Raw genomic sequence first — 13,366 nt, 5'->3', positions numbered from 1 at the left:
TTGTGGCCCCGGCTTTTTAGCGGACTGGTTTCACCGTGGGGTGCTTCCTCATGAATCCGCATCGGTCATTTCGCTGGGCACTGCGACAATCGCGTGGATCTTTCCGTCGCGCAGGACCGTCAGGAGGAACGGCTCACCGATGGCCTGCGAAAACAAGAGCTTTTGCAGGCTCTCGGCACTGGATACTGCCCGCGACTGCGCACTCAGGACCAGGTCGCCCGCGAGCATTCCTGCCCGCTCCGCGGGAGATCCCGCGATGACCTCCACGACGCGGAGCGCTTCCTTCTGGCCCGTCCGGATCACCGCACTCGCGTCCAACGGAATAGGTGTGCTCACCAAGCCAAGGTATGCCCGCCGGACCCGGCCGTCCTTCAACAGGGCGGCGATGATCCGTTGAGTGGTGGTGTTGATCGGCACTGCGAGTCCGAGGCCCAAGCCGGCCACTGCGGTGTTGATTCCCACGATCCGTCCCTTGGTGTCGGCCAGGGCTCCCCCGGAATTGCCCGGGTTCAGCGCGGCGTCGGTCTGGATGACATCCTCGATCACCCTGCTGTGCCGGCCGGACCTGACCGGGATGGAGCGCCCGAGTCCGCTGACCACGCCTGCCGTCACCGATCCGGCCAGCCCCAGCGGATTACCGACGGCAATCACCAATTGGCCGACGTGCAGCGACTCCGCGTTGCCCAGGATGGCAGGCGGCGGCGTGTGGTGCCCGCGGACAATGGCGAGATCGGACAAGGGATCCGCTCCGACGAGTTCGACGTCAGTATGGGTTCCGTCGGCGAAGATCGCCCGCCCGGAGCGCAGGCCCGAAACCACATGGGCGTTGGTCAGCAAATAGCCGTCGCCCGTGAACACGACGGCGGACCCGCTTCCGATGCTGACCTGGCCGTTCCTGCGTGCGCTTCTCATCTCCAATGCTGCAACATGCGGCGTGACCGTCTCTGCTACGTGCATCACTGTCCGCGAGTAGGCGTCCAAGGCTTCGTCATCCGACGGGGCGTCAGGAATGTCCTCGGGAAAAACTTGTTCCGGCAACGTACTCATCGTGCACCTCCTGTAACCGGTGGTGTCTATATCAACGAATACACTGCTTCGGTTAGTCCGTTCCGCCCTACGCCGTGGGTGAACTCTGACACGCCACTGATGATTGGGAACCCAACTCCTCGACGCTTAACCCCACAACGCTTTTCGCAGCAGCGCCTTGAGTTGGGCGGCTTCACCGTCGTCCAACGCCGCCAGCACTTCGGATTCCGCAAGGCGGGCCGCAATGGCTGCTTGGTCGAGCAATTGGCTCCCCTTCGACGTCGCAGTCACCGTCTTGGCCCGGCGGTCCTGCTTGCCTGGTGCCCTGGCCACGAGCTTCCGCTTTTCAAGCTCGTCCACCAAGGCGACGATCTGGCTGGGGTCAAGGCTGAGGAAGTCCGCCAATTCCCGCTGGGTGGGCTCCAGGCCGCTGTTGGCCAGGATCAGGACCGAGTAAGACCTCTCCTTGAGGTCGAACTCGGCCAGCGCCCGGTTGTTCAGGACCGAGCCGCCGGCATGGAGCTTTGCCAGCAGGAAACCCACGTCCTGGCTGATCGGAGCGGCGACCAGCCGGTCCTTCGCGGCAGCCTGCTGCTCGTCCTGCGCCTCGATCGTCATAACAAACTCCAATAATCTTCAAAATCAATCGTTGACATTTTCAACTATACGTATTCTCATGGATACAGAACAGCATCCCACGCCGAGGGCCTGGATGCACGGGATCGAGCAAAGGAGCAGCGATGAGCCTGTCAGGAAAAGTAGCGATTGTCACCGGAAGCGGCCGGGGACTGGGGCTTGCTTACGCGCGGGAACTCGCCCGTCACGGCGCGGCGGTGGTCATCAACGACGTCGACGCCGAGGTGGCCGGCGAAGCGGTCCGGACCATCGAAGCCGACGGCGGCCGGGCCGTCGCCGTCGTCGCTCCCGTCGGCAGCACCGAAGTAGCGAAGCAGTTGGTGGAAGCGGCTGTCACGGAATTTGGCCGCCTGGATATCCTGGTCACCAATGCCGGGATCCTGCGGGACAAGAGCCTGCTGAAGATGACGGACGAGGACTTCGACCTGGTCATCAACGTCCACCTCCGCGGCACCTTCATGTGCGCCCGCGAGGCCTTCGGCTACTTCAAGGAAAACGGGATCCCAGGCCGTATCATCGCCATCGGCTCCCCGACCGGGCAGCGCGGCAACTTCGGGCAAACAAACTACGCCGCAGCCAAGGCCGGAATCGTGGGCATGGTCCGGACCTGGGCACTGGAAATGAAGAAAGCGGGCGTCACAGCCAACGCCGTCATCCCCGTAGCCGCTACGGCGATGACCAAGACCATCCCGTACTTCCGGAAAGCTGTGGAGGCGGACGAGCGCGGCGAGGCCATGCCGCACTTCTTCCGCCACGAGCTCGGCTTTGGAACGGCCGACGACGTCTCCGGGCTCATTGCCTTCCTCGCCTCCGACGAAGCGGCCGGCATTACCGGACAGGCCATCGGCGCCGGCGGAGACCGCCTGCAGCTCTGGACCCACCCCGAAGCAGCCGTCACCGAGTACCGCGAGGGCGGCTGGGGCTATCAGGACCTTCTGGAGAACTTCGGCCCCTTGTTCGGCGACAAGCTGCAAAGCGTCGGCGAAGAATTTCTGCCATTGCCCGAGGAACTGCAACCCGAAGCCGCCGAGGTCCGCTGACATGGCCGCACAGCGTTACGAACTCGGCATCGACGCCTCAAAACTTGACGCGATCGACATGCACGTCCATCTCGAAGTGGACGCCCATGGCCACGAATCCCTTCCCCATGAGTTGACGGAAGCTTCAGCAAAGTACTTCAGGGCCGAGGACCGCACGCCCTCACTGGACCGGATCGCCGAGGTCTACCGCGGACTGAACATGGCCGCCGTCGTGTTCACTGTGGACGCCCGTACGCAACTCAAGCACGAGCCCAACAGCATCCCCGAGCTGATCGCCGGAGCCGCCAGGAACAACGACGTGCTGATCCCGTTCGGCAGCGTGGATCCCCGCACCGGTGCCGAGGCCATCCAGGGCGCCAAACACCAAGCAATTGACCTGGGCGCCCGCGGTTTCAAGTTCCACCCGAGCCTGCAGGGCTTCGACCCCTCCGACGAACAGTTCTACCCGCTCTGGGAGACCCTGCAGGAACTGGGCCTCCCGGCCATCTTCCACACCGGGCAAAACGGCATGGGCGCCGGCCTTCCCGGCGGCTACGGCATCAAGCTGGCCTACTCCAACCCGCTCCTGCTCGACGCCGTGGCCGCTGACTTCCCCGGGCTGCAGATCATCATGGCCCACCCCTCGGTGCCCTGGCAGGACGAGGCCAACTCCATCGCCACCCACAAATCCAACGTGTTCATCGACCTCTCCGGCTGGTCCCCCAAGTACTTCCCGGAGTCACTGGTGCGCATGTCCAATTCCGTGCTGCAGGACAAGGTCCTCTTCGGCACGGACTTCCCGCTCATCACCCCGCAGAAATGGCTGGGCGCCTTCGCCGACCTCCCGCTCAAGGACGAAGTCCGGCCCAAGATCCTCAAGGACAACGCGGTGCGCCTGCTCGGATTGGACGGCTGAGATGAGCCTGGAGATCCGTGTGGAGACAGCGGCGGAGGAGCGCCTCTACGGCGTCTGCGACTATTACGACGCCGAGTCCCTCCTCACCGAGGACGAGCGCCGGGTCCTGGGCCGCTTGCGCGACTTCCTGGACGGTGAAGCGAAACCATTGTTGGCCGACTACTGGGAGCGCGGCGAGTTCCCTGCACAGTTGGCCCGGCCACTCATCGACCTGGACCTGATGGAACCGGCGGAACTGACTGTTCACGGTCCCGCCCGGGGCATCTACCAAGGCTTCAGGATCTTCGAACTCGCCCGCACGGACGCTTCGCTGGCCACCTGGTACACGGCGCAAGCCGGCCTCTTCCGCACCGCAATCCGCGTCGGTGCTTCCGAGGAACAGCAGCGCGGGTGGATGCCGCGGGTGATCGATTTCTCGCTGAAAGGCGTGTTCTCCCTGACCGAACCCGAGCACGGCTCGGACATCGCCGGCGGTCTCTCTACTACGGCACGCTTTGAAGCAGACCACGACGGTGGAACCTGGGTCCTGGACGGCGCCAAGCGGTGGATCGGGGGCGCCTCAACCGCGGACGTGCTGTGCGTTTTCGCCCGCGACCTCGCGGACGGACAGGTCAAGGCCTTCCTCGTGGACCGCGAAGCGCCCGGGGTGACCTTGGAGAAGATCCACCGGAAAACTTCCTTGCGAATGATGCAGAACGCCCACATCACGCTCGACGGCGTGCGGGTCCCTGAATCCATGCGCCTGCACAAGGTGAACTCCTTCAAGGACGTAGCGGCGATGCTCCGGGCCATGCGCTCCGACGTCGCCTGGATCGCCACCGGCATCCAGGCCGGCGCCTTCGACGCGGCCCTCCGCTACGTCCGCGAGCGCCAACAGTTCGGCCGCCCGCTGGGTTCCTTTCAATTGGTGCAGGAGAAGCTGGCCCGCATGCTTGGCAACCTCACCGCAAGCTTGTCCCTCGTGGTCAGGCTGACCGAACAGCAGGCCCGCGGGATCTACCGCGACCAGGATTCCGCGCTCGCCAAGATGCAAAGCTGCCTGGCCATGCGGGAAACAGTCGCCCTGGCCCGTGAGTTGGCGGGCGGCAATGGAATCACTCTCGAGAGTGACGTTGCCCGGTTCCACGCCGACGCCGAAGCCGTCTATTCCTACGAAGGAACGCACGAAATCAACGCCCTGATCGTCGGGCGCGCACTTGCGGGCGAAAGCGCCTTCGCGCGCTAACCCGCCACAATCCAAAACCACCACAGGAGGCAACAATGCCCAATCTCGTCGTCGACTTCGACAAATTGCTCACCCTCGCCGGAACCGATCTCGGCGCCACCGAATACCGCGAAATCAGCCAGGAACAGATCAACAAGTTCGCAGACGCCACCGGGGATGACCAATGGATCCACGTCGATCCGGAACGCGCCAAGGACGGCCCGTTCGGCGCCCCGATCGCCCACGGCTTCCTCACGCTCTCGCTCATCATCCCGTTCTGGGGCGAGCTGTTCGACGTCGAAGGCGTCACCACGAAAGTGAACTACGGCCTGGACAAAGTCCGCTTCACTTCCCCGGTCAAGGTGGGCGCGCGTATCCGCATGCAAGCCACCATCGCCGAAGTCACCGAGGTCAAGGGCGGCGCCCAGATCAAGGTCGCCAACACCATCGAAATCGAAGGCCAGGAACGCCCCGCAGTCGTGGCCGAATTCCTCGCCCGCTTCTACAAATAGCCGCTACACCCCGCCCTCCCCCACCCCTGCTTTAAGGAACAACGATGTCCCAAATATCGCAGCTTCAATCCATGGACGTGGCCACCAAGCGCAAGGAAGCCCGCACTGTCATTGCTTCCAGCTACCTCGGCAGCACCATCGAGTACTACGACTTCCTGCTGTATGCCACAGCTGCGGCCGTGGTCTTCCCCAAAGTCTTCTTCTCGGGAATGGATGATTGGGTGGGCGTCGTGGCCGCCTACGGAACCTTCGCCGCAGGATACGTGGCGCGCCCGCTGGGTGGCGTCATCTTCGGGCACTTCGGCGACAACCTGGGCCGCAAGGGGATGCTCATCGTCTCCATGTTGGTCATGGGCTTGGCGTCCGCGCTGATCGGCCTGGTCCCGGGCGCGTCCGTGGCCGGTCCGTGGGGCGCCGTGATGCTTGTTGTGCTCCGGGTTTTCCAGGGCATCGCGGTGGGTGGCGAGTGGGGCGGAGCCGCCTTGATGGCGTTGGAGCATTCCGAATCGGGGAAACGCGGCTTCGCTGCCTCGTTCGTGAATGCGGGCGCGCCGTCGGGCGCCGTGCTGGGCACACTGATCATGGGCGCCTTCTCGGCCCTGCCAAACTCCCAGTTCCTTGCCTGGGGCTGGCGCGTTCCCTTCCTGCTCTCGTTTGTCTTGCTTGCAGTGGGCATGTTCGTCCGGCTCAAGGTTTCGGAGAGCCCCATTTTCAAAGCTGCCATCGAACAGGAAAGGGCGGCCCGGAACGCGGACTCCGGCCCCGCCAGGAACAACAGTGCCGGGAAGGCCGTTATCCCGCTCCTCCAGGTGTTGCGCCGGCCCAAGACCTTGATCTTCACCATGCTCGCCGGGGCTGCCGGCTTCGCCCTCCAAGTGGTGCTGGCAACGTTCGCGGTCACCTTTGCCGTCTCCAAGGGCGCCGACCGCCAGGGCGTGCTGTACGCCTTCGCCGCTGCTTCCTTCATCTCCATCGCCTTCGTGATCCTGGGCGGCAGGCTGTCCGACAAGTTGGGCCGGAGGCCAGTCATGATCGGCGGGCTCGTGCTCTTCATCGCCTATCTGATTCCGATGTTCCAGTTGCTGTCCTCGAACAACATCCTCTTGGTCTTCGTCGCCTTCACCATTGGCTTGATGATCCACTCAACCCTCTTCGGGCCGCTGGCGGCATTCGTGTCCGAGCAGTTCGGCACCACGTCCCGCTACACCGGAGCCTCACTGGGTTACCAGCTCGCGACGCTCCTCGGTGCGGGCTTCACTCCTGGGATCGTGGCCCAGATCTTCAAGGACTCCGGCCAGGACACCGGCTCGGTGGTCTTCTACCTTGCCACGATGTCCGTCGTCTCCATCATCTTCATCCTGTTGACCCGGGAACCGAAGAACAACGATTTGCAGACCGTCCGGCCTTGAGCCCGGGAAGGGTCTAGCTTGGAAAGAAGAAAGGACCGACATGGAGAATTTTGGCATCGGTTCGTGGCTGCAGCGTCGCCGCCCGAAGTCCGGAAGCAAGATCGCGCTGATCTCCGGAGACCGCCAACTCAGCTACGCGGAATTTTCGGAACGATCCGACAGGCTGGCCAACGCCCTCAAGGCCGGGGGCGTTGCCAAGGGCGACAGGGTGGCGTACCTCGGTGACAACCATCCGGCTTTCCTGGAAACGCTTTTTGCCTGTGGGCAGCTCGGGGCGATCTTCGTACCCCTCAACACGCGGTTGGCCCCGCCGGAGATCAACTTCCAGCTTGCGGACTGCGGTGCCGTTGCGCTGATCCACTCGGCGGGCCTCAACGGCCTTGCGGCCAGCGGCGCGGAAGGCACCCGCGTGAGCCGGCGGATCGTCGTCGGCGATTCCCTCCCGGGCGAGAGCACCTCCGGCTTCGATGGCACCGGACGTGAGACCCCGACGGCGGCGGAAGACTATGAGGACGTCGTCGCCTCCGGAGCGGCCCGGCATCTGGACGAGGAAGTCGGGCTCGATGACGGGGCCATGATCCTCTACACGTCCGGAACCACGGGACGCCCCAAAGGAGCGCTCCTGACCCACGGCAACATCACCTGGAATTGCATCAACGTGATTGTCGACTTTGATTTCTCCTCCACCGATGTAGCCCTCATGATCTCGCCGATGTTCCACGTCGCCTCGCTCGACATGGGGGTGTTGCCTACGCTGCTCAAGGGCGGGACCGTCGTCCTCGAGTCCAGGTTCGATCCCCGACGCACCCTGGAGCTCATCGAGCAGCACCGGGCCACCACCATCAGCGGGGTGCCCACCACCTACCAGATGCTCTGCGAGCACCCGGACTGGCCGACGTCGGACCTCGGATCCCTCAACAAGCTGACCTGCGGCGGATCGGCAGTTCCGATGCGCGTCCTGGAGGCGTACGAGGCGCGCGGACTGCACTTCTCCAACGGCTACGGAATGACCGAGACGGCGCCGGGCGCCACCACGCTGCCCGCCGCCAGGTCCCGCGACAAAGCGGGATCTTCCGGGCTCCCGCACTTTTTCAGCGACGTCCGGATCGCCGACGTCGCCGGAGGCCTTGCTGAGCAGGGCACGGTGGGCGAAATCCAGATCAAAGGCCCCAACGTCATCCACGAATACTGGAATCGGCCCGACGCCACTGCCGAATCTTATGCGGACGGCGGCTGGTTCAAGTCCGGAGACATGGGTTACAAGGACCCAGACGGATTCGTCTTCGTCTCGGACAGGCTCAAGGACATGATCATTTCGGGCGGCGAGAACATCTACCCTGCCGAGGTGGAACAAGCGATCAGTGAACTCGACGCCGTAGGGAGCGTGGCAGTCATCGGCGTGCCGGATGAGAAGTGGGGAGAGGTACCACGCGCCGTGGTGGTGCTCCGCGAAGGCGCCACTTTGACCGAGGACGAACTCAGGGCACACTTGGCCGGCAGGCTGGCCCGCTACAAAATCCCGAAGACTGTGGTGTTCGTGGACGACATGCCGCGGACGGCCAGTGGAAAGATCCGCAAGAGCGAGCTTCGCCGAAGCACCGTTTCCTGAGGGGACGGTTGGTACGCTGCGTGCCGTATCCGCGGTGCTTGGTCAGCGTCCGGTCTCGATAGGGAGGCATGACGCAGACCCACCGAGGGACGGTGCGGCGTCGGCAACGATCGCGTCCACGTGGGCCAGTGCCGAAGCAGCCAGGCCGTCGTATACCTGCACGAAGACCTTGCGGGCTTCGGCCAACGGCCATTTCTCGGGGAGGAGCTCTGCGGGCAGATCGGGGTCGTTCCAGGGAAAAGCGCGCCAGGCGTCCATGGCCATCGTGCGGACGCGGAAGGCCTCTGCGGCGGTAACAAGGCCGGAATTCGCCTTCTCCACCCACGGACTGTAGCTCTCGATGAACGGCGCATACTGCTCAGCCAACTCCTCGGGCGACCACGCCGCGATAAGGCTTTTTCCGCGCAGGCTCCGATCCGCCGTCCGGAAGATGACGTAGTCCTCGACGCCAAAAGACGCGCAGTTTTCTTCCAGCTCCTCGGCATGGTCGCGCGGCGATACCCACAGTGCGCCGTAAAGAGGGGCGAATCCCCGCCATCGAAGCCGGGAGCGGAACATGTCCCGGATTTCCCTGGAGGACTCGGGGACAGAAAAAGCGATCACGGTCCAGGACCCGTCCCAAGCGTTGCTTTGGCTGCCGAACAGGCGCACTTGCTCGAATCCGATCCGAAGCCGCACCCGGGCGCGGTGGGTGAACCGGTACCGCGAGGACCTTCCAGCGCTGGACTGCTCCAAAACACCCCTGCTCGCCAAGCGGCTGAGGCCCGTCGCGCAGGCCGACGGCGACACGCCAAGCGGTGCTGCCAGGGCAGCGATCAGCTTTGCGGGAATCCACTCGTCCGTGTTTTGCCAGAAATCGCCCAGCATCGTGGTGATCAGGTGCTGGGTGGAGGAACCCTTCAAGGGGCGCGGAAAGTCCACAGGGGCATCTGGGACCAACCCCGGAGCGGAGGAAGCAGCTGGTGTCACCTACCCATTCTCTCAGTCCTCCCGCCGCAATTAATTTATTATGCACTTGTGTTGACGGACGTGGAAGAAGTCGCATACCATTTTTCTACGAGTGATGCAGACCACAATTCTCAGCGGAACTCAGTCCCTGCCGCACTGCGAGCCCCAAGCCCCCTTCACACCCAGGAGATCCGCAATGACCGCTGGTCCCACCGTTCCGCCGACGGCACTGACGCCGTCCGCTGACATCGCCCCTTCACCCAGCCACGCCGGCACCGGACATGCCCGCCGCGCTGCCGCCGCCAGCTTCATCGGCAGCACGCTCGAGTACTACGATTTCTTCATCTACGGCTCGGCGTCGGCCCTGATCTTCAACAAGCTCTTCTTCCCCGGAATCGACCCGGCACTGGGCACCCTTCTTTCCATGGCGACCATTGGAGTCGGATATTTCGTCCGCCCGCTGGCCGCGAGTGTCATCGGGCATTTCGGTGACCGCATTGGCCGGCGCCAGATGCTGGTTCTCACCTTGGTCATGATGGGGGTTGCCACCTTCCTCATCGGTTGCCTGCCGCCCACTGCAGCGATCGGCGCCGCAGCCCCTGTTCTCCTGGTCCTGCTTCGCGCCCTGCAGGGCGCTTCCGCCGCCGGAGAATCGGTGGGCGCGGTCACCATGACGTTGGAGCACGCCCCCAGCAACAAGAGGGCGTTCTATGGGAGCTGGGTCAACACCGGAGCCGTCGCCGGAATCATGCTCGCCTCCCTGGCGTTCCTCGCGGTGTCCCTCCTTCCACAGGCCGAACTGCTGAGCTGGGGCTGGCGCTTGCCGTTCCTCGCGAGCATCATTGTCGTGGCGGTGGGCCTGTACATCCGGCTTCGCCTTCCCGAGTCCGAGGTGTTCGAATCGGCAAAGGAATCCGATGGCTCCACGGAACTGCCGCTGAAAGTCGTCCTGCGGGACCACTGGACCACCATCATCAAGGTCATCTTCTTTGGCCTGTGGAGCGTCGTGTCCTCGGTCTTCGCCGCCTTCGCCCTTGCCTACTCCGGAAAGTTCGGGATCCCCGCCGCCGTCATGCTCACCGTCACCATCGTGACCGCGGCCCTCGCGATTGTCGTCCAGCCATACGCGGGCGTCCTGGCCGACAGAATCGGTCGCAAGCCCGTATTCATTGCCGGCAACATCATCTGTGCCGCTTCGGCCTTCGCATTCTTCTGGTCCATCAGCGCCGGCTCGATCCTGCTGATCTTCGTCACGGCCATCATGTTCATGACGGTCGGCTATGGCTTGGTCAATCCGCTCGGCCCCTCCATGACAGCGGAGATGTTCGAAACCCGTATCCGCTACACGGGCGCCGCCACAGCCTCGCAGCTCGGGTTGATTGTCACCGGGTTCGCGCCGACCATCGCAGCGGCAATCGTACAGCCGGGCCCCACCGGGTGGGTACCCGTCGCGGCCTTCACCGCGGGTTGCTGCCTCGTTTCCGCCGCAGTGACAGCCATCTGGGTCAAAGAGACCTACAAAGTACCTACTGAAGCCCTGGGCACGAAGACCTCCAGCCCGTCTTAGGCTTCCGCGGAGGAGGCGCGGCTTCGTGCCTTCTCCGCGGACCGAACTCCCCCAAGCTAAAGGACCGCCCACGTGAGCCCGCTCCCCGTACTCATTGAGACCGACGTCGAAACCCATATGACCGATGGCACCGTCCTGCGGTCAACCGTCTATCGCCCTGCGGACGACGGCGGCGGACGGTTTCCGGTCCTGCTCACCAGGACTCCCTATGGCAGGGACCTCTCGGTAAATTCCGCCTATTTCAACCCCGCAACCGTAGCGGCCGCAGGCTATGGAGTGATTCTCCAGGACTGCCGCGGCCGGTTCGGCTCGGACGGCGTGTTCACCCCGTCCGTCCACGAAGCCTCCGACGGCGCCGACACCGTTGCCTGGGCCGCCGGGCTGCCCTGGTCCGACGGCAGCGTCGCGATGTGGGGTCGATCCTATTTCGCCGAGACACAATGGCGGGCCGCATCTTTGTCGCCACCCGCCCTTTGTGCCCTCGCCCTCGGCATTTCAGCAGGCGGGAATGCGAACAACGGCGCGCTCTACCGGGGTGGAGCCCACGAACTCGGCAGCCGGCTCGGCTGGGGCCACGCCTCAATCTCCGTGAACGAACTGATGCGCGAGTTCCACGACGACCCCGAGCGCAGGGAAAAGGAGCTCGGGTCCTGGCTCGACCTTGACCGCGGATTCGCCGACGGATCGCTCTTCGACACCCTTCCGTTGCGCAGGCTCTCCCCGAAACTCGGAACTTTCATGAATTCCCATGTGCTGCCCTCCGCGGGTGAAGATCCGGGCAGCCGCTTCACCAAACTGTGGGATGCTGCGTCAGCACAAGCGGTCACGCTGCCGACCCTGCACATCGGGGGCTGGTTCGACATCTTCGCACCCAACACCTTCGAACAGTACGAAAAGCAGCTCGACTTGAGCAAGGCCCAGGGCTCCCCCGCGCCTCGCCTGATCGTCGGCCCCTGGACCCACACGAACTTCACTGGCGCCTATCCGGACATCAACTTCGGGATCGCCGCGGCGTCAGGGATGATGAACGGCCTGGGGGATTTGTCCCGGATCCACACCGACTGGTTCGACGCCGTCCTCAAGAACCACCCGGAGCGCCTGCGCCGCGTTCCCCCGGTGTTGCTCTACTTCATGGGTGAGAACCAGTGGCGCGGCTTCGAAGAACTCCCGGTTCCAAGCGGCGAACGGTCCTGGTATTTCGGACGGGACGGATCCCTCTCCCACGAACCCGAAGCGGACGGCATTGCCGAATTCGACTACGATCCCCTGGACCCCGTGCCTACGGTGGGAGGAGCCACGATGATCCACGGCACCTTCCCCGCAGGACCGGCCCGGCAGGAAGCCGTTGAGGAGCGGGAAGACGTGCTCGTGTTCACCAGCGAAGCCTTCACCGAGTCCTTGACAGTGTTCGGGGAAGTGCGCGCAAGCTTCTTCGCCTCGACTTCCGCCGTGGACACGGATTTCGTCATTCGTCTTTGCCGCGTAGCACCCGACGGAACATCCTTGTCGTTGGCGGACGGGATCGTCCGCGCCTCCTGGCGGGATAGCTACGCGGGCACCGGACGGTACTCTCCCGGCCACCAGCCTTCACTGGTCGAACCCGGCAGCGTCCATGAATACACCGTGAGCCTCTGGCAGACGGCATATACCTTCGCGCCCGGCGAACGGCTCCGTGTGCAAGTGACTTCCAGTTGCCACCCGCGCTGGGACAGGAACCTGAACACCGGCAAGCGCGCCTACAACTCCGACCACTCAGTCGTTGCCCGGCAAAGCATCCGCTTCGGCGAGCTGCACCCGAGCCGCCTGACCGCTGGCGTCCTGTGAACACCGGCCGGACGGCCGCGCCGGGGCTGTCCTTCTTCGCCGAAGTGGCCGTCGACGTCGGGCTGCCGGTCGACGTCGGGACGACACCGGAGGGGCACCGCCGGATAGTGCCAATCACCGGAGGCACTTTCGACGGCCCCCATGTCACAGGCAAGGTCCTCCCCGGCGGCGCCGACTACCAGATACTGCGCAGCCGGGAGCTGACGGAACTGGATGCCCGATATGCCCTCGAAACAGATGCGGGACAACGCATCTACGTCCACAACACGGCGCTCCGCCACGGTACGGCAGAGGACATCGAACGGCTGAACCGCGGCGAAGATGTCGCGGCGGACCGCATCTACTTTCGCTGCTGGCCGCGTCTGACCAGTTCTGCGCCCGGACTCGCCTACCTCAACAACCGGCTGGCTGTCGGAACCGGCGAACGCCATCCGGATCAGGTGGTCGTGCGGATCTTTTTGATCGACTAGCGGCGCCCACTGGTTAACAATCACGCTGTGGGGACAGGCGCAGTCCTTGCGTAGGGGTCCCCGAAAACAAGTAGGGGGTACTCAAGAAAGCAACCGCCCGCAGTCCTATCGTGTCGGACAGCGTTCATGCCAAAAAAGATGGGCGGATGGCCACGACTGGGTCCAGACCGGCGAGGGGCCGCAGCGAAAAAATATGCAGGGAGCCTTGCTCAATGGACAACCCACC

General features: G+C 64.1%; 12 protein-coding genes. 9 read left to right on the top strand and 3 right to left on the bottom strand.

The features are described from left to right. Positions 1–48: 48 nt before the first annotated feature. Together KNN17_RS11805 and KNN17_RS11800 are read right to left on the bottom strand one after the other, a co-directional pair. Entirely contained in the window at positions 49–1,047 is a 999-nt protein-coding gene (locus KNN17_RS11805; RefSeq protein WP_078108430.1) for a S1C family serine protease, read from the bottom strand. Between the two features lie 126 nt (positions 1,048–1,173). Next, the gene (locus KNN17_RS11800; protein WP_241709274.1) at positions 1,174–1,644 is read right to left on the bottom strand and encodes a MarR family winged helix-turn-helix transcriptional regulator; all 471 of its coding nucleotides are present in this window, start codon (positions 1,642–1,644) and stop codon (positions 1,174–1,176) included. Between the two features lie 122 nt (positions 1,645–1,766). On the opposite strand from KNN17_RS11800, the gene KNN17_RS11795 reads away from it, so the two are divergent. The 6 genes from KNN17_RS11795 to KNN17_RS11770 are packed head-to-tail and all read left to right on the top strand — an operon-like array spanning position 1,767 to position 8,331. After that, a complete protein-coding gene (locus KNN17_RS11795) occupies positions 1,767–2,702 on the top strand; it encodes an SDR family NAD(P)-dependent oxidoreductase (RefSeq protein ID WP_241709267.1) in 936 nt (311 codons plus the stop codon). Position 2,703: 1 nt separating this feature from the next. Continuing rightward, positions 2,704–3,597, top strand: a complete 894-nt coding sequence (locus tag KNN17_RS11790; RefSeq protein ID WP_241709266.1) for an amidohydrolase family protein — start codon at positions 2,704–2,706, stop codon at positions 3,595–3,597. Between the two features lies 1 nt (position 3,598). Further along, positions 3,599–4,822 (top strand): acyl-CoA dehydrogenase family protein, encoded by a 1,224-nt coding sequence (locus KNN17_RS11785; RefSeq protein ID WP_241709265.1) that lies wholly within the window; start codon positions 3,599–3,601, stop codon positions 4,820–4,822. 35 nt (positions 4,823–4,857) lie between these two features. Beyond that, positions 4,858–5,313 (top strand): MaoC family dehydratase, encoded by a 456-nt coding sequence (locus tag KNN17_RS11780; protein WP_241709263.1) that lies wholly within the window; start codon positions 4,858–4,860, stop codon positions 5,311–5,313. A 44-nt stretch (positions 5,314–5,357) separates the two neighbouring features. Beyond that, positions 5,358–6,722 carry an MFS transporter gene (locus KNN17_RS11775; protein ID WP_241709262.1) on the top strand — a complete coding sequence of 455 codons (1,365 nt, stop codon included), beginning with the start codon at positions 5,358–5,360 and terminating at the stop codon, positions 6,720–6,722. Positions 6,723–6,762: 40 nt separating this feature from the next. After that, positions 6,763–8,331 carry an acyl-CoA synthetase gene (locus KNN17_RS11770; RefSeq protein ID WP_241709261.1) on the top strand — a complete coding sequence of 523 codons (1,569 nt, stop codon included), beginning with the start codon at positions 6,763–6,765 and terminating at the stop codon, positions 8,329–8,331. A gap of 42 nt (positions 8,332–8,373) precedes the next feature. On the opposite strand, the gene KNN17_RS11765 is transcribed toward KNN17_RS11770, so the two are convergent. Beyond that, the gene (locus KNN17_RS11765) at positions 8,374–9,300 is read right to left on the bottom strand and encodes a PaaX family transcriptional regulator (protein WP_241709260.1); all 927 of its coding nucleotides are present in this window, start codon (positions 9,298–9,300) and stop codon (positions 8,374–8,376) included. Between the two features lie 175 nt (positions 9,301–9,475). On the opposite strand from KNN17_RS11765, the gene KNN17_RS11760 reads away from it, so the two are divergent. The 3 genes from KNN17_RS11760 to KNN17_RS11750 all read left to right on the top strand — a co-directional run bounded on the left by KNN17_RS11760 (position 9,476) and on the right by KNN17_RS11750 (position 13,140). Next, on the top strand, positions 9,476–10,846 hold the full coding sequence (locus tag KNN17_RS11760; protein ID WP_078108422.1) for an MFS transporter: 1,371 nt from the start codon (positions 9,476–9,478) through the stop codon (positions 10,844–10,846). Between the two features lie 72 nt (positions 10,847–10,918). Further along, complete coding sequence (locus KNN17_RS11755; RefSeq protein WP_241709259.1) at positions 10,919–12,670, top strand: CocE/NonD family hydrolase; 1,752 nt, start codon at positions 10,919–10,921, stop codon at positions 12,668–12,670. Continuing rightward, positions 12,667–13,140, top strand: a complete 474-nt coding sequence (locus tag KNN17_RS11750; protein ID WP_241709258.1) for a DUF3237 domain-containing protein — start codon at positions 12,667–12,669, stop codon at positions 13,138–13,140. Before KNN17_RS11755 ends, KNN17_RS11750 begins: the two co-directional genes overlap by 4 nt. The last annotated feature ends 226 nt before the right edge of the window (positions 13,141–13,366 follow it).

The organism is Arthrobacter bambusae, from assembly GCF_022606295.1.
GTDB lineage: Bacteria > Actinomycetota > Actinomycetes > Actinomycetales > Micrococcaceae > Arthrobacter > Arthrobacter bambusae_A.
Note: the sequence above shows the minus strand (reverse complement) of the source record. Positions and strands in the feature narration are given on the sequence as shown.